Consider the following 15,412-nt stretch of genomic DNA (forward strand, 5'->3'; position numbering starts at 1 on the left):
AAACTTGACTCCAACACTCAAAGGAAACGTCATGAGCCTGAATCTGGTACCGGCTGGCAAGAGCCTGCCCGACGACATCTACGTCATCATCGAAATCCCGCAGAACGCCGACCCGATCAAATACGAAGTCGACAAGGACAGCGGTGCCATCTTCGTTGATCGCTTCATGTCTACCCCGATGTTCTATCCGTGCAACTACGGCTACGTGAACGCCACCCTGTCTCTGGATGGTGATCCGGTTGACGTGCTGGTTCCGACTCCCTACCCGCTGCTGGCCGGCTCCGTCATTCGCTGCCGCCCGGTTGGCGTGCTGAAGATGACCGACGAATCTGGCGAAGACGCCAAGATCGTGGCCGTTCCGCACTCCAAGCTGACCAAGCAGTACGACCACATCCAGGATGTGAACGATCTGCCTGAGCTGCTGCGCGCCCAGATCCAGCACTTCTTCGAGCGCTACAAAGAGCTGGAAGCTGGCAAGTGGGTCAAGGTTGAAGGCTGGGGCGACAAGGCCGCTGCCGAAGCAGAGATCAAGAGCTCTGCCGAGCGTTACGCTGCCAAGTAAGCGTAACCTTCGTGAAAAAGGCGCCTCAGGGCGCCTTTTTCGTGGGCTGTTGCTGGGGCTGACCCGGCGTCACACCGCTGGGATCCCCCTGTATATAGATGTCGCGTCCATCCTGCTGATAGGGCCGGTAGTAATTCCCTCCGCAGCGATAACTGCCGCCAGCATCGCTCATCAGCTCGCAGTTCACCGGCAGCACCTCCAGCCACTTGATGGCCTGCTGAAAGCGCAGCCACTCCTGCCACTCATGTTCCTTCGCCAGCTTGTCGCGCAGGGCAAAGGTATCCGCACTGGACATCCCCTGGTTGACGATGACAGGCCCCGCCGCGGCCGGCAGCGTGGCCAACAGCAGCAACAAGGGTGTGATTCGCTTCATGACGGTTTCCTGCATGACTTATTTCCAGAATTAAATTAAAAGCCCGATCAATCTGTTATCAAAATCACAAATGTCAGACTCATCCAAAATCGGCCAGCTCACCTAGTTGTTTATTATCACCCCGAGCAGGATGCATATCATGAAACTGGCACAAGGTCTGTTGTTGAGTCTAGTGTTCGCGTCCATGGCCGGGGCCAACGAGGTCACCCTGAGCTGGCAATGGCAATCGAGCGACGGTCAGCAGAAGCATCTGCAACTTAACGCAGACGAGCGGGTCATCGCCGCCAGCCGCCACGAGATGACCCTGCTCGATGCCTCCCTCAACTATCCGCTGGAAACCCTCTACTCCTACATCAGCCCGCGGCTCTACAACAGCATCAACCTCATCAATCAAACCAGCCCCGAGACCGCCACCAAGTTTCGCAATCTGGAGCAGGCCTTCACCCTGCACGACGACAGCATGGAGTCGACCCTGTTCTGGCAGGCCTATCAGCAATATCAGGACGACGCCTTCTATCAGATGCGAGTGGTGCCCTGCGTTCACCCCGCCAACCGCAAGCTGCCCTGTGTGCGCCCCAACTATTCCCAGCTGTTCTACCAGTTCAAGGGCGACCTGCGGCCCCTGGCGAAACAGTTTCTGGCCAAGGATCTCGCCACCAGTGTCGGCCTGCTCCAGGAGTGGCTGAGCGGCATTCCTACTCCGCCCGAACAGATGGATCATTTCGCTCCGCCGCTGCAGGCCTTGCAGAACAACAAGGCGGACAGCGACGAGAAGGCACTGCTGATGGCAAGCCTCTTGGCCGAGCTGGCCCCCCAGTACATGCTCAGCATCATCTATCCGAACATCAGCATCGGCAGCGTCTCGCCAGCCTGGCTGGCCATCACCGCCGACAGCGGTTTGAAAGGGGATACAGTGGTGATCGGCAACCAGCGCCACATACTGCTGACCGGCTCGCCCCTGCTGGCCCAGCAGATGACCATGGCCAAGATCCCGCTGGTGAGCGAACCGCTCTACTGAAGCCTACCCCCTTCCTCAAGTCTGGCTGCAGAGCGCGGCCAGACTCCTCAAACCAGTTGATAAGCAATTGATTTTTATCGACTGCATGCCATCCTAGCCGCCTTTGTCCGCCAGCCCCGGTGCTGGCGGGCAGTCAAACGCCTCAATGCCGGCTTTTATTTAACACTTTTTAAACAGATCCGATCAGTTTAGGATGAGTTCGGCCCCATTCCCTCAATGCAAAAATCGTTATAACATAACAAAAGGAGTGTCATCAGGATGAAACATCTCGTACTTACTCTGGCGCTGCTGCCAACGCTGGCCCTGGCTCACAACATCAAGGAGTCGGCCCAGGTGCCGCTGGTCAACATCGGCGACAAGGGTGAGCTGGTACTGAAAGAGAAAGAGATCGGCTATCAGCCCTGGCAAAGCAAGGTACTGACCGGCAAGGTCTTTCTGATCCAGCACATCGCCGGTCGCTCCAGTGCCAAGGAGCTCAACGCCCCCATGATCGAAGCGATCAAGGCGGCCAAGCTGCCCCACGACAAGTACCAGACCGTCACCATCATCAACAGCAATGACGCCATCTGGGGCACCTCCGGCTTCGTGAAGAGCAGTGCCGAGGACAGCAAGAAGGAATTCCCCTGGTCCGCCATGGTGCTGGATGCCAAGGGCATGGCCCGCAACGCCTGGGATCTGGCGCCGGAAAGCTCGGCCATCATCCTGCTGGACAAAGAGGGCAAGGTGCTGTTCGTCAAGGACGGTCAGCTCGATGCCAACAATATCGCTACCGTGATGGGGCTCATCCAGTCCCATCTCTAAGCCAGAGAAAAGGGGCGCTGATGGCGCCCCTTTGATAGGGGTCTATGGGTCGTACCAAGCTGAAAATTTGGTTGCTGCTGCTGAGCTGGTTGTGGTTGCAACCCGTGCTGGCACAACATCCGCTGGAAGCCGACCTGCCCGGCCACAACCACGCCTGCGTCCTCTGCGCCCTGCATCTGGATGGCAAGCTGGCACTCACCCCAACCCTGGTAATCCCCTCTTCACAGGTCGTCATAGGCAAGCTACTTGACGCAGCCTTGCCCAATCCTCATGCCACCCCCTCAGGTCAGTGCCGCATCCGCGCACCGCCACAGCTTCATCGCTTATCCGGCTAAATCCATTTTTCAATAAACTTTTCAAAGGATTAACGATGAAAGCAGTCACCCTGTTACTGGCGGCCGCCGCATTTGGCGTGCAGGCAAACCACGATGAACACGACAGTCACGGCCACGGTGCCCACGAGCACGGCCACGGCCACCTCAATCTGGTGCTTGATGGCAACCAGCTGATGATCGAGCTGCAGGCCCCCGCCGCCGATCTGGTGGGCTTCGAGCACGCCGCCAAGAGCGATGACGAGAAGGCGCAATACGCCAAGGCAGTGGCTCAGCTCAAGCAACCCGATGCCCTGCTGCGCTTCGACCCGGCCGCCGGCTGCACGCTGACCCAGCAGGCGCTGCAGGCCGCCAAGGAAGATCACGACCATGACCATGACCATGACCACCAGAAGTCTGACGGCAAGCACGACGAACACCAGCACGACGATGCCGGTCACGCCGACATGGGGGCTATGTACACCTACACCTGCGCGGAGCCAGCCAAGCTGACCGGGCTGGAAGCCACCCTGTTCAGCGTCTATCCGAGCCTGGAGAAGCTGAGCGTGCAGGGCATACTGCCCAGCGGCCAGACCGCGGCCGAGCTGACCCCCTCCGCCAACAAACTGAGCTGGTAACGCCATGAAAAATGCCGTGGTTGAGATCCGCGATCTGGCCTTTGCCTGGCCGGGTCACGAGGTTGTACTCGATCTGCCCGCCCTCACCATCGGCGAGGGGGAACGGGTGTTCATCAAGGGACCGTCCGGTTCGGGCAAGTCGACCCTGCTCGGCCTGCTGGCCGGGATCCAGACCGCCAACCACGGCACCCTGGAGGTGCTGGGCCAACCGCTGGCCCGGCTATCCGGCCGTGCCCGTGACCACTTCCGGGCGGCCAATCTGGGTTACATCTTCCAGCAGTTCAACCTGCTGCCGTTTTTATCCGTGCAGGACAACGTCACCAGCGCCCTCACCTTCTCCCCCGAGAAGCGGGCCCGGCTGCAGGGCAGCCCGGCCGAGGAGGCGCGCCGCCTGCTGCGGGAATTACAACTGCCCGAGGAGGCGCTGCACAGGCCCGTCCATGCCCTCAGCATCGGCCAGCAGCAACGGGTGGCCGCCGCCCGCGCGCTCATCGGCTCACCGCCGCTGGTGATCGCCGACGAGCCCACCTCGGCGCTGGATACCGACAACCGGGCCGCCTTCATCAAGCTGTTGTTCGAGGAGTGCGACAAGCAGGGCTCGACCCTGATCTTCGTCAGCCACGACCCCTACCTCGAACCGCTCTTTCCGCGGGTGGAAAACCTGCAACAACTGAACAGGAGGGCAACATGCTGAAACTCGCCCTGCAAAGCCTCTGGGCCCGCCGCCTCACCGCCGGGCTCACCCTGCTGGCGGTCGCCATCAGCGTCACCCTGCTGCTCGGGGTGGAGCGAGTGCGCAACCAGGCGCGCGAGAGCTTCGCCAATACGGTGTCGGGTACGGACCTCATCGTCGGCGCCCGCTCCGGCCAGGTGAACCTGCTGCTCTACTCGGTGTTTCGCATCGGCAATCCCACCAACAACGTGGGCTGGGACGCCTATCAGGCCATCAAGCAACAACCCGGCATCGCCTGGACCATCCCGCTTTCCCTTGGTGACTCCCACAAAGGGTTTCGAGTGCTCGGCACCAATGGCGACTACTTCATCCACCTCAAATATGGCCAGCAGCAGGCACTGGTCATGCGCGAAGGGCGAGCGTTCGAGACGCCGTTCGAGGCGGTGCTCGGCGCCCAGGTGGCCGAGAAGCTCGGCTATCACCTGGGGCAGTCCATCGTCATCGCCCACGGCGCCGGCAACACCTCGTTCAGCCAGCACGACAACCTGCCGTTCAAGGTGGTGGGGATCCTGGCACCGACCGGCACCCCCATCGATCGCACCATCCATGTGCCGCTGGCCGGTATCGAGGCGATCCACCTGGGCTGGGACACCGGCCGTCACAGCAAGAACGTGACCGCCGAGCAGGCACTGGCGCAGGATCTCACCCCCAAGACCATCACCGCCTTCATGGTGGGGCTCAGCAACCGGATCCTGGCGTTCCAGCTGCAGCGCAGCGTCAACACCTACCGGGGCGAGCCGCTGATGGCGATCCTGCCGGGGGCCGCCCTGCAGGAGCTGTGGAGCCTGATGAGCGTGGCGGAGACGGCGCTGTCGGTGATCGCCGGCTTCGTGGTGGTGGCAGGCCTCATCGGCATGCTGACCACCCTGCTGGCCGGCCTCAACGAGCGGCGCCGTGAGCTTGCCATCTTGCGCTCCCTCGGCGCCGGCCCCTCCCACCTGTTCCTGCTGCTGGCGCTGGAGGCGATGGCCCTCACCACCGCCGGCATTGCGCTTGGGGTGGCCGCGCTCTACCTGGGCCAAGCCCTTGCCACCCCCTGGCTGCTCGGTCACTATGGCCTGCAATTGAGCCTGGGGCTGCCAAACGCCCACGAGTGGCAACTGCTGGGGCTGGTCTGGCTGGCCGGCATGGTGATAGGCCTGTTGCCCGCCGCCCGCGCCTATCGCTACAGCCTGAGCGATGGCATGAGCATTCGCGTCTAGCCAGGCGCCCATAAAAAACGAGAAGGACAGATGATGAAGTGGAAAATCGTGGCGCTGCTGGCCGCCCTGCTGACGCTGCCGGCCATGGCCGCCGACTACAAGACCATCGACTGGGATGTGCTCATTCCGGAAGGTGAAAAACTGCTGCCCCCGCCCCAGGTGAGCCACGATGGCAATCTTGCCTCAGTGCCCCAGCCGGTAGGCGGGGTCAACAAGAAGCTGGACAACCAAGAGGTGCGCATCCCGGGCTTCGTGGTACCGCTGGAGGGGGATGCCAAGAAGATCACCGCCTTCCTGCTGGTGCCCTACTTCGGCGCCTGCATCCATGTGCCGCCCCCGCCCACCAACCAGGTGGTCTACGTGAGCTACCCCAAGGGAGCGCCGGTGGATGACCTGTGGGACGCCATCTGGGTGAAGGGCAAGATGCGCACGGTCAGCTCCAGTCACGAGATGGCCACCGCCTCCTATTCGCTGGAGGCGGTCGAGGTCAGCGTCTACGAAGAGCAGTAACCAGGCACACACGGCCTCCCGCGGGGGGTCGTTTTGTTATCCGCGACGGCAAGAACCCGGCCAGCCCCTGCCTGAGGGATTGCCCGCCATCCCGGTTGGAGTAACATTCAAGGCTAGACCTTGCGATCACGGAGCCAGCATGGCTGACCTGCCCCCGCCCAAGAAAGAGAGTTCCATCCTGAGCAGCCAGGAGCAGACCCTGCGCCTGGCCCGCAGCCGCGGCATCGACGGCATGCTCACCCGCAACAGCGACAGCACCTTCGAGCAGCGCGCCGCCTTTCGCCAACTGGCGGATCAGGCCGCCCGCCAGCGCAACCTGGAATCCATCATGGTGATGGCCTCCCGCCACTGCGAAGAGACCGCCGCCGGCGGCGAGATGGACAGCGACTGGCTGACCCACTTCCTGCAACTGGCGGAAGACATCAGCATGGTGCCCATGCAGCAGCTGTGGGGCCGCATCTTCGCCATCGAGATCGCCACCCCGGGCCGCTTCTCCATCCGTGCCCTCTCCACCCTCAAGGAGATGACCCAGCGCGAGGCCCAGCTGTTCCAGCGCATCTGCTCCCTCTCCTGCCACTACGTGGGCAGCGACGAGCAGCGCCTGCTGCTGGGGCTGCACAAGGGGGCCAGCCTGCTCAGCCGCGCCCGGGTGACCCGGCTCGGCCTTGGCAAGTACCGCATCCCCTACAACGCCCTGCTGCAGCTGTTCGAGCTCGGCCTGCTGCACCGCGGCGAGCTGGAGTCCGGCCCGCTGCCTGCCGACGGGGTGGAGCTGGAATTCGGCGATCAGCGCTGGCGCCTGCAGCGCAAGCAGACCAACATCACCCTGCTCTACTATCGGTTGACGCCGGTCGGCAACGAGCTCGCCCAGCTGCTGCAGGAGCCGCCGCTGGAAGAGTACCTGCAGGATCTGAAAACCGTGCTGGTGCAGGGGCTGCAGATCGAGACCATGATGCTGACCCCGCCCGCCGGGCCTGAGCCGGCCCCGGCCGAACCAACCCCCTGATCCTCCGGAGCCCGTCAGGGCTCCGCTGTTTTGCGCTCCCCAGCGCCGCTCGCGAAATGGCGCCGCCGTTGCCAAAACGGTTCCTGAAATGCAAATCCGCCGCCTCTGACTCGCCAGCCCCACGCCCACAGATCCGCTCGCCACCGGCCATCGCCCCCCGCCGTGCCGCATGAGTGCCGCATGATCGACGATTTTCACCCCCGCTGGTGCAGCCCTTGCATTGGTGATGACTCCTTCCCCACAACCCGGTTTCGGAGCACACCATGAGAGTCAATCAGCCTGTCACCCAGCATGAGCGTCGCTATCCCGAACACCAGCACCTCATCTCCACCACGGATCTGGAGAGCCGCATCACCTACGCCAACGAGGAGTTCTGCCAGATTGCCGGCTTCACGCTGGAGGAGCTGCAGGGGGAGCACCACAACCTGGTGCGCCATCCAGACATGCCCAAGCAGGCCTTCGCCGACCTCTGGCACCATATCCGGGCCGGCAAGAGCTGGATGGGCCCGGTGAAGAATCGCTGCAAGAACGGCGATCACTACTGGGTCAGCGCCTTCGTCACGCCGATCAAGGATGCCCACGGCAAGGTGGTGGAGTATCAATCGGTGCGTACCGCCCCCAGCGAGGAGATCAAGCAGCGGGCCGAGCGCATCTATGCCGGGCTGCGCGCCGACAAGGCGCCGCTGGCGCTCAGGCTGCCGGCCTTCTCCCACACGCTGGCAATCACCCTCTGCCTGTTGCCAAGCCTGGTGGCCATGATGGCGCTGGGCTATGAGCAGGCCTCCGGCTGGCTGCTGGCCCTGGCCGTGCTGCCTTTGCTGCTGGCGGCCATGATCACCCAGGCCCTGAGCCGTCGCCTCGGCAAGCTCGACAAGCTGGCCCGCAGCCGCTTCGACAACCCGCTGATGCAGTTGCTCTACACCAACAAGGTCGACAACATCGCCGCCATCGAGCTCGCCATGCTGATGAATCAGGCCGAGTTCAACGCCGTGCTGGCGCGCACCCAGCAGACCTGCAGCCGGATCCTGCACTCGGCGGAAGGCGATCTGCGCAATGCCGAATCCATCACCAGCAACCTGCAGCAACAACAGGCCGAGACCAATCAGGTCGCCACCGCCATCACCCAGATGGCCGAGTCGATCCGCGAGGTGTCCCACAGATCCACCGCCGCCTCCGACCTGCTGGATGAAACCGCCGACCTGTTCCGGGAGGGCAACCGCAGCGTGCAGGAGACCATAGGGGCGGTCGAAGGAATGCACGGCGAGATCGCCACCTCCAAGACGGTGATCCACACCCTGGCGACCCAATGCCGGGATATCGACGGCATCCTCGATGTCATCAACAGCATCGCCAACCAGACCAACCTTCTGGCTCTCAATGCGGCCATCGAGGCGGCCCGGGCCGGTGAGGCGGGCCGCGGTTTCTCGGTGGTGGCGGACGAGATCAGATCCCTGGCCATCAAGACCCAGTCCTCCACCGGCACCATACTGCAGCAGATCAACAGCATGTTGCAGCAGGTCGCCTCCGGCAGCAGCCAGATAGCCCAGGCCGTGCAGGAGCAGTCCCAGGTCACTGCCGACATCGATCGCAACGTGCTCAGCATCAAGACCCTGGCCGATGACTCCAGCGTCGGCAGTCAGCATGCCGTCCACGGCATCAACCAGCTGGTGCGGCAACTGAGTGACCTGGATCGGCTGGTTCGCCAGTTCCAGCAACAACCCGCCTCTCCACAACTCGCCAACCCCAGCCCCGCCGGCCAGGTGGTGCTGGCCCGCTGATCCCGAGACCGTGCGCTAACAACAAAAAGGGCCCCTGTCGTCACCGGCAGCGGGCCCATTTATCTCTGGTGGGAAACGCAGATCTGACCGGGCCGGGATGCCCATGCCATCACTGGCCCGGCCTTGATGTCATTACCTTGGCATCTGCTCTGCAACTCATTCCACAAAGTGGCATCCCGCAGTTCATTCCCCCCGCCCAAATACGCAGCGAGCATTGAGCAAGCAAGGGCGTTGAGATACCCCTATCGCCCGCCCCCCCATGGCAGCTCAATTTATTGATCTTGCCCGAGAAATCACTCACTCCCCCTTCCCTAACCAGCTCCGTTCGGTAACATGGCCATCAGGATCACCTCTCGTCGAAGCAGCCATGTACCAGACCAGAGCCACATCGCAGGGAAAGCGCAGCAGACTGGAGGCTGGAATTCAGGGGCGGTAGCCTTGCTTGAGGAATAGCCACGCGGGTGGCGACCGGCTGCGCGTTATTAACAAGGATGACAGCCCTGATTTTGTTGGCGCCATTATTTCACTGCCCAGGTGATAGCACTAAAAAACGCCACACCCAGCCAGGCTACTAATTTCACTGGAAACGCTTCGCCATAAAAGGCAGCATTTCCCTTCAGACATGATACGCCAATGTGTAATATCTCCTTGGCGCATTTAACAAATGAAATAGTTCAGAGGCAACATGAACAACACAGACGCAGTACCGCCATATGAGACTAAGGAAATAGGCACACCACTGGATTACACATCTGACATGTACCGCGTCTATTTCGAGATTCGTGATCATGATGATATGGCCAAGGAAATCATCTCTGGTTTTCTGGGCCCCGCACGGGCTGAAAAAATAGTAACCTTGGCCCATGGCTATGAAATGGAGCTCCCCATTCAATGCATACCAGAAATAATCCGGCTGCTGGCAACTGAAAACATAGCGATATATCAGGTCGTTCGTTATGCAAAAACCAATAACAGCTGGGGCTAGTATCATTACCATGATGCCATGGCAACCTGACCCACTTGCATTTTATGGACTCGGCAGGATTGCTGCGCTCTGCATGGTTGCGCCTTGTTCTGATCGCCAAGGGTAAAATGAGAGTGCGAACAATATATTTACTTTTGCTCTTTTTGACATGCTCGACAAGCGCCAAAGAGGTCATGACTCGCACTGCCAGCAGGGATGATGGCTCGCCCATCTCCTATTACTTGGTCCAACATACCCATGATACAGATACCTTGCTGTTGATTTTGCAAGGCTCTGATTGCAACAGTGTGCTTAATATAAATTCGATACTTTCCGACTATAAAGATGTTTGGCCAGAAGCTGACCTGTTGTTAATCGAAAAATATGGCATTGATAGCAAATTAAAATACAGTACCGATCCGGCACGCAAGGATTGCCCTGCTCAGTACCTTGAAAAGGACAGCCCTGCACAGCGGGTCGCGGATATCAAGGCTGTGCTCGATACTGTTCGAAAAAATGGGCAATACAAGACATTAATTCTCTTGGGCGGCAGTGAAGGGGCCGTTATCGCCAACCTGGTGACCGCAGCAGTTGACTATATCGATGCCACCGTCGCCTTTAATGGCGGTGGCCGCTGGTTTATCGATGACGTCTCACACAGTATCGCTGTAAAACATAACAACCCCGAAGAGGCGAGAAAAGAGATCGACGGTTTTAAAGGGTTTGCCCAGCATGTTCTTAACAGCAAACCATTTGATCTTGAGGTGAGCGGACATGGCTATCATTGGTGGCAGCAGATGCTCTCCATCGATCAGCTGGGTACCCTTAAAAAAGTAAAGTCTCCTTTGCTGATCATTCAGGGTGGAATGGACACCTCGGTATCACCGCAAAAAACAGATGAGTTGATGCAGCGTCTTAAAGTCCTCGGGAAAAGCAATATTGAGTATCGGCGTTACGAAGCACTGGATCATGGATTGAAGAACAGTGACGGGAAAAGCCTGCGTAAAGAGGTCGTCAGCGATATGAATTTATGGTTACAGTCCAAGCTAGGCGACCCGAAGAAGTTCAATCCTCACTGATTTAGACTTGCTGGCGATGCATTGATTTAACTCGTTTTATAACGACAGCCGGGATGGAGTGGATTCATAAAGTGGTGTCACTCATCAGTGCCCCTCCTCTTTCCAATCACGGTTATGCGAACAACCAATAGAGATATAGGAATGGTAATGGAACAGGAAAGTTTAGTTGAGATAGCAATTGAGTATTTCAAGAAAGTAGATGCAGGTGATCTCAGTTATCTTGACCTATTCTCGGAGAATGTTGATTTTTTCTTCCCCAAGTTTGGTCAGGCTAAAGGAAAGGATGCATTGGTTGAGTTTGGCAATAGAATTGGTAGCTCGCTCACCAGCATCTGGCACGACATAGATGGCTTTAAGATAACGACTGCTGGCAACACCGTGATTGTCGAAGGGCAAGAGGGGGAGTAATGAGTGATGGTACCTCTTGGCCTGACAATAATATCTCCATGGGCCGTTTTTGTAGTGTATTTGAATTTACAGGCTCGCTGATAAGCCGCATGTATGTGTATGTTGACCCTGACTTTCCGAGTAGAGATGTGGCAAGGATTGCTGTGTTGTCAGGGACAAATTAATAGCTGTTATATGCTCGGAGTAGAAATGAACAACATTCTAGATTTGGCAATGGAAGAGCTGAAAGGAAAATATGCACCTCATACAATCATTCTTTATGGTTCTTATGCCCGCAATGATGCAACCGAAACCAGTGATATCGATATAGCCTGTTTCTGTGATCACACGAGCGAACAAAGGGATGCGAGGTTATTTCATGGCATCTATCTTGATGTATGGGTTTACCCAACCGATTATCTAAGTTCAATTCCAAAAGAAGCCCTTCGCTTCGGTGACGGAAAAGTCATTTATGATACACAAGGTTTAGGGAGCAGCTACCTGGCTCGCGTTAAGCAGAAGCTAGCAGATGGCAAACCGGCAACGTCGGAGGTGGATAAGGCACACCTTCAACAGTGGGTGATGAAAATGCTGGAGCGTGCGCATGATAAAGACATAGATAGTCATTATCGTCGTACCTGGCTTCAACATGACCTTCTGGAGATATATTTTGACATGCGCGACTTGTGGTATCTAGGCTCAAAGAAAAGCCTTCATTATTTGCAGCAGCATGACCAGCCGACTTTCAATCTATTTGAGAAAATGTATAAAGAGCCGTTAAATATTGATCTGTTGGCCGCCTTGGCAAAGCAGGTTGCACGTATATAGCAATGTCCAAAATCAATATATAGCGCGTAAGGTTTTCACGATGAGTTTTTAAACTCAATTGCCACCGGCTGGTGAGTCAGTTAAAGAAAGTCCCTACGGCATCACCACGAAGTACGCCTGCAGACGCCATACCGGCGCGCCAAACCAGATAAACAGCACACAAGCAATCACCGCAGAAAAACCATATGAGTCCACAGGCCCATAGTTTTTTTAATTCTCGCCAACAAAAGGGCGAGATTGCCGCTTCACCATCCGCTTTACCCACTGATCTGGTGGCCGCCAATGTTGATTGTCCATATCGCCGCTCGTTATTTATTAATTTATTGATCTTGCTCAGAAAACTGCCCTCTTGCGCTTTTCACCCCAACCCCGTTCGGTAACATAGCCGCTTGGCAACCTCCTGTCGGAGTCAGCCATGAGCCAAGCCAGTACCAAAACGCAGGTAAAGCAGCAAACTGGAAGCTGAAATTCAGGGGCGGTAGCGTTGTTTTTGTAAGTTGGCACAGCGTATAGCCAAGCCCAATAGACGAGGACGGTCAAGCCAACCAGAGCAGGATAAACATAGATCGGGAAAACAAATGTGCAGATACGTTGCACGGTAAACGTTGGACTTCACTGCGTTCAGCACCAATCTACGATTTTTAGCCCAACATACGAGATGCAGTCAAATTGGTGGGTGTCCCAGATTTCTGAGCCCCTTACACAAGGCGCAAATATTTAAAGAAATTACAATAGGTAGAAAATGAAAAATAGTATTGAGGCGAAAGGTGTTGCTATTGGATGCAACTATGCACTTAAATTGATGAAAGAAGCTTATTTAATCCCAATCGAAACATGTCGATTAGAGGATGCTATAGATTACATAATTAGCAATCCAATTCAACAATATAGCTTCCAACAAGTTGAAGCTTTAATGAACGCATCCTTTTATCTTGGTGCTGATAGCGGATTACATCGAGCGTTTGAGCGGCTGAGAGATAGAACTTTTGTCGTTGATAACCGCTACAAGAACCCTCGAGTATTAAGGAATGAAGCGACAACTACAACACAGTTTTCATTTACTGAGAATTACAGTGGAGTAAGGTTAAATTGTAGAATACACATACCAGATTCATCTTTTGACGGTTTCACAACAGACTATAGACAATTGGATAAATAGCTAACAAAACTGTTTGTGACTTATTAGATACTCTTGACGTTTTTACTATACGTTGCGTTTGATTTTTTCGATGATGTGTAGAAACATATGTATTCCGCTGCCCCCCCCCTTAACAGGGCATTATGCTCAAAGGATAAGTAACCAATGTTGTATAAGCTAGGCTCATCTGACGGGAGGTTTGATAGACTCGAACCTGTAATATTCAAAGACTTTTCTAGCTTCGGGCACCTTGAAAAAGACTTGGAAGAATTGATTGCCAAGAGTATTCTTGATGTTCTATTTGAAGACGCGAGCTTGATGCCAATATTCCAAGAACGCCAATATCAGGCTGAGGCTGATATTTATGCGTTGAATGAAAAAGGCGAGCTCATCATTTTCGAGCTGAAAAGAGGATCTGCTGGTGAAGGTGCAGTACATCAGGCTCTTCGCTATGCACAAGATGCTGGACAATGGAGCTACACAAAACTTCAAAAAAAATACCAAAAATATACCAATGAAAATATTGAATTACATAATGCACACCAAGATGCTTTTAACCTTGAGCACCCACTAGATGCAAAAGACATAAACAATAAACAGCATCTTGTCATAATTGGCAGCGCCGCAGACGATAGTCTTATAAATGCCGTTGATTACTGGAAAAAACAAGGGATTTCAATTGATTTCCTGCCCTATCGAATCTACGAACTGGAAGGCAGCAAGTATTTTGAATTCTTTGCCTTACCCTATGACAAGCATAAAAATCCAGGTGATATAAAGGGTGTCTTATTTGATACCAATAGAAGCTGGGATGAGAATTCAATTTGGTACATGATAGAGAATAGCCGAGTTGCGGCCTTTGGTGATGCAAAGAAATTCATTGAGTACGTATATCCAGGTGACATTGTATTCTTTTCACACAAATGGACTGGACTCGTAGCTGCTGCAAGGGTAAAGAAAGGCAGCATTAAAATACCGGACGAAGAAACATTGTATCGAGATGTAGAGTTTTTGACACCAATTCCAAAGAAGGGAGAGGCAATAAAGGCCATGCCATTTGGAAAGGTAGCAGAGATAACAGGCAAGAGTTTTTTCTGGGCACGAACAATAAAAGTGCCATATCTTTCAAAGGACGAGGCTGAGATTTTGGCTAAAGAATTGAGAGATCATCTTGAGGAAAACCCATAGCACAAAACCCAATTGGATCTCTTATATTTTGCGATTTTATTTTTCAGCTAATCGAGCCGCGCTCGGTTAGCTTTACGTTAGTCAGAGACTATCCACCTTTGAGCAAAGCATAACACGCCTCATTCAGCCGTTAACCACTGACAGCAAGGGGCATCATTGGAAAGAAATCAACAAGGGGGTAAATGCCCCCCTGTGATATCAATCCTAGGTATCTTCAAACAACTAACCTTAATCAATCAACTCCCGCATTCTTAGAGCAGTCAACAACTCATCCACCAGCGCTTCCACCGGCTTGCCGGCGTTGAGCAGGTGGATTTCCGGCTGTTCGGGGGCCTCGTAGGCTGAATCGATACCGGTAAAGTTACGAATTTCCCCTGCCCGCGCTTTTTTATAGAGCCCCTTGGGGTCGCGCTCTTCACAGACGGCGAGCGGGGCATCGACAAAGACTTCGACAAACTCGTCCGGCCCCAAGAGGCTGCGCACCAGCTCCCGCTCGGCACGAAATGGCGAGATAAAGGCGGTGAGTACGATAAGGCCCGCATCCACCATCAGTTTTGCCACTTCGCCGACCCGGCGGATATTCTCCTGGCGGGCGGCGTCATCGAAGCCGAGATCACCGCAGAGGCCGTGGCGCACATTGTCCCCATCCAGCAGATAGGTGTGCTTGCCTTGCGCGGCCAGCGCCTGCTCCAGCGCCCCCGCCAGGGTGGATTTACCTGCCCCGGAGAGCCCGGTGAACCAGATCACCAGGGGCTTTTGCCCTTTCAATTCGGCCCGGCTCTGTTTGTCCACGGCATGGGCATGCCACACGATATTGCTCATTCACACTCCTTGCTTGGCGCGCGCGCCTCAATGCTGAAACAGTCTGGCCCCCTGGAGCTCAGCCTCTGGCCACT

At 55.9% G+C, this 15,412-nt stretch carries 18 protein-coding genes; 16 read left to right on the forward strand and 2 right to left on the reverse strand.

Translation table 11 applies throughout. From position 1 onward, the window contains the following. The first annotated feature begins 31 nt into the window (after nt 1-31). The gene (gene ppa / locus ACB031_RS20725; protein ID WP_005304649.1) at nt 32-562 is read left to right on the forward strand and encodes an inorganic diphosphatase; all 531 of its coding nucleotides are present in this window, start codon (nt 32-34) and stop codon (nt 560-562) included. A gap of 25 nt (nt 563-587) precedes the next feature. Here the strand turns inward: ppa and ACB031_RS20730 are convergent, their stop codons facing one another. Continuing rightward, complete coding sequence (locus ACB031_RS20730; protein ID WP_017780517.1) at nt 588-950, reverse strand: hypothetical protein; 363 nt, start codon at nt 948-950, stop codon at nt 588-590. A gap of 124 nt (nt 951-1,074) precedes the next feature. Here ACB031_RS20730 and ACB031_RS20735 point away from each other — a divergent pair, with 124 nt between their 5' ends. The 15 genes from ACB031_RS20735 to ACB031_RS20805 all read left to right on the forward strand — a co-directional run bounded on the left by ACB031_RS20735 (nt 1,075) and on the right by ACB031_RS20805 (nt 14,516). Then, a complete protein-coding gene (locus ACB031_RS20735) occupies nt 1,075-1,953 on the forward strand; it encodes a hypothetical protein (protein WP_005304657.1) in 879 nt (292 codons plus the stop codon). A 258-nt stretch (nt 1,954-2,211) separates the two neighbouring features. Further along, a complete protein-coding gene (locus ACB031_RS20740) occupies nt 2,212-2,754 on the forward strand; it encodes a YtfJ family protein (protein ID WP_010636247.1) in 543 nt (180 codons plus the stop codon). A gap of 44 nt (nt 2,755-2,798) precedes the next feature. Continuing rightward, nucleotides 2,799-3,089 carry a hypothetical protein gene (locus ACB031_RS20745; RefSeq protein ID WP_211030188.1) on the forward strand — a complete coding sequence of 97 codons (291 nt, stop codon included), beginning with the start codon at nt 2,799-2,801 and terminating at the stop codon, nt 3,087-3,089. A 35-nt stretch (nt 3,090-3,124) separates the two neighbouring features. Next, nucleotides 3,125-3,703 carry a DUF2796 domain-containing protein gene (locus tag ACB031_RS20750; protein ID WP_371140162.1) on the forward strand — a complete coding sequence of 193 codons (579 nt, stop codon included), beginning with the start codon at nt 3,125-3,127 and terminating at the stop codon, nt 3,701-3,703. Nucleotides 3,704-3,707: 4 nt separating this feature from the next. After that, a complete protein-coding gene (locus ACB031_RS20755) occupies nt 3,708-4,397 on the forward strand; it encodes an ABC transporter ATP-binding protein (protein ID WP_005304683.1) in 690 nt (229 codons plus the stop codon). Then, a complete protein-coding gene (locus tag ACB031_RS20760) occupies nt 4,391-5,638 on the forward strand; it encodes an ABC transporter permease (RefSeq protein ID WP_371140163.1) in 1,248 nt (415 codons plus the stop codon). The genes ACB031_RS20755 and ACB031_RS20760 overlap by 7 nt, the downstream gene beginning before the upstream one ends. A 30-nt stretch (nt 5,639-5,668) precedes the next feature. Next, nucleotides 5,669-6,148 (forward strand): DUF3299 domain-containing protein, encoded by a 480-nt coding sequence (locus ACB031_RS20765; protein WP_017787621.1) that lies wholly within the window; start codon nt 5,669-5,671, stop codon nt 6,146-6,148. A 139-nt stretch (nt 6,149-6,287) separates the two neighbouring features. Continuing rightward, entirely contained in the window at nt 6,288-7,154 is an 867-nt protein-coding gene (locus tag ACB031_RS20770; protein WP_017787620.1) for a TIGR03899 family protein, read from the forward strand. A 263-nt stretch (nt 7,155-7,417) separates the two neighbouring features. Further along, the gene (locus tag ACB031_RS20775; RefSeq protein ID WP_371140164.1) at nt 7,418-8,932 is read left to right on the forward strand and encodes a PAS domain-containing methyl-accepting chemotaxis protein; all 1,515 of its coding nucleotides are present in this window, start codon (nt 7,418-7,420) and stop codon (nt 8,930-8,932) included. A gap of 685 nt (nt 8,933-9,617) precedes the next feature. Then, nucleotides 9,618-9,917: a hypothetical protein gene (locus ACB031_RS20780; RefSeq protein WP_371140165.1), complete on the forward strand. Its 300-nt coding sequence runs from the start codon at nt 9,618-9,620 to the stop codon at nt 9,915-9,917. 173 nt (nt 9,918-10,090) lie between these two features. Then, entirely contained in the window at nt 10,091-10,975 is an 885-nt protein-coding gene (locus ACB031_RS20785; RefSeq protein WP_371140166.1) for an alpha/beta hydrolase family protein, read from the forward strand. A 147-nt stretch (nt 10,976-11,122) separates the two neighbouring features. Further along, nucleotides 11,123-11,383, forward strand: a complete 261-nt coding sequence (locus ACB031_RS20790) for a nuclear transport factor 2 family protein (protein WP_371140167.1) — start codon at nt 11,123-11,125, stop codon at nt 11,381-11,383. Nucleotides 11,384-11,572: 189 nt separating this feature from the next. Continuing rightward, on the forward strand, nt 11,573-12,190 hold the full coding sequence (locus ACB031_RS20795) for a nucleotidyltransferase domain-containing protein (protein ID WP_371140168.1): 618 nt from the start codon (nt 11,573-11,575) through the stop codon (nt 12,188-12,190). A gap of 742 nt (nt 12,191-12,932) precedes the next feature. Next, on the forward strand, nt 12,933-13,349 hold the full coding sequence (locus ACB031_RS20800; protein WP_371140169.1) for a hypothetical protein: 417 nt from the start codon (nt 12,933-12,935) through the stop codon (nt 13,347-13,349). Between the two features lie 144 nt (nt 13,350-13,493). Further along, a complete protein-coding gene (locus ACB031_RS20805; protein ID WP_371140170.1) occupies nt 13,494-14,516 on the forward strand; it encodes a hypothetical protein in 1,023 nt (340 codons plus the stop codon). A 228-nt stretch (nt 14,517-14,744) separates the two neighbouring features. Here ACB031_RS20805 and cysC read toward each other — a convergent pair whose 3' ends face one another. Continuing rightward, nucleotides 14,745-15,338: an adenylyl-sulfate kinase gene (gene cysC / locus ACB031_RS20810; protein ID WP_371140171.1), complete on the reverse strand. Its 594-nt coding sequence runs from the start codon at nt 15,336-15,338 to the stop codon at nt 14,745-14,747. Between the last annotated feature and the right edge of the window lie 74 nt (nt 15,339-15,412).

It is taken from the genome of Aeromonas sp. S8(2024), from assembly GCF_041403085.1.
Taxonomy (GTDB): domain Bacteria; phylum Pseudomonadota; class Gammaproteobacteria; order Enterobacterales; family Aeromonadaceae; genus Aeromonas; species Aeromonas dhakensis.

Bases quoted from the DNA above. Each gene is read 5' to 3' on its own strand.
- ppa (WP_005304649.1), top strand. From the start codon at position 32: ATGAGCCTGAATCTGGTACCGGCTGGCAAGAGCCTGCCCGACGACATC.
- ACB031_RS20730 (WP_017780517.1), bottom strand. From the start codon at position 950: ATGCAGGAAACCGTCATGAAGCGAATCACACCCTTGTTGCTGCTGTTG.
- ACB031_RS20735 (WP_005304657.1), top strand. From the start codon at position 1,075: ATGAAACTGGCACAAGGTCTGTTGTTGAGTCTAGTGTTCGCGTCCATG.
- ACB031_RS20740 (WP_010636247.1), top strand. From the start codon at position 2,212: ATGAAACATCTCGTACTTACTCTGGCGCTGCTGCCAACGCTGGCCCTG.
- ACB031_RS20745 (WP_211030188.1), top strand. From the start codon at position 2,799: ATGGGTCGTACCAAGCTGAAAATTTGGTTGCTGCTGCTGAGCTGGTTG.
- ACB031_RS20750 (WP_371140162.1), top strand. From the start codon at position 3,125: ATGAAAGCAGTCACCCTGTTACTGGCGGCCGCCGCATTTGGCGTGCAG.
- ACB031_RS20755 (WP_005304683.1), top strand. From the start codon at position 3,708: ATGAAAAATGCCGTGGTTGAGATCCGCGATCTGGCCTTTGCCTGGCCG.
- ACB031_RS20760 (WP_371140163.1), top strand. From the start codon at position 4,391: ATGCTGAAACTCGCCCTGCAAAGCCTCTGGGCCCGCCGCCTCACCGCC.
- ACB031_RS20765 (WP_017787621.1), top strand. From the start codon at position 5,669: ATGATGAAGTGGAAAATCGTGGCGCTGCTGGCCGCCCTGCTGACGCTG.
- ACB031_RS20770 (WP_017787620.1), top strand. From the start codon at position 6,288: ATGGCTGACCTGCCCCCGCCCAAGAAAGAGAGTTCCATCCTGAGCAGC.
- ACB031_RS20775 (WP_371140164.1), top strand. From the start codon at position 7,418: ATGAGAGTCAATCAGCCTGTCACCCAGCATGAGCGTCGCTATCCCGAA.
- ACB031_RS20780 (WP_371140165.1), top strand. From the start codon at position 9,618: ATGAACAACACAGACGCAGTACCGCCATATGAGACTAAGGAAATAGGC.
- ACB031_RS20785 (WP_371140166.1), top strand. From the start codon at position 10,091: ATGACTCGCACTGCCAGCAGGGATGATGGCTCGCCCATCTCCTATTAC.
- ACB031_RS20790 (WP_371140167.1), top strand. From the start codon at position 11,123: ATGGAACAGGAAAGTTTAGTTGAGATAGCAATTGAGTATTTCAAGAAA.
- ACB031_RS20795 (WP_371140168.1), top strand. From the start codon at position 11,573: ATGAACAACATTCTAGATTTGGCAATGGAAGAGCTGAAAGGAAAATAT.
- ACB031_RS20800 (WP_371140169.1), top strand. From the start codon at position 12,933: ATGAAAAATAGTATTGAGGCGAAAGGTGTTGCTATTGGATGCAACTAT.
- ACB031_RS20805 (WP_371140170.1), top strand. From the start codon at position 13,494: ATGTTGTATAAGCTAGGCTCATCTGACGGGAGGTTTGATAGACTCGAA.
- cysC (WP_371140171.1), bottom strand. From the start codon at position 15,338: ATGAGCAATATCGTGTGGCATGCCCATGCCGTGGACAAACAGAGCCGG.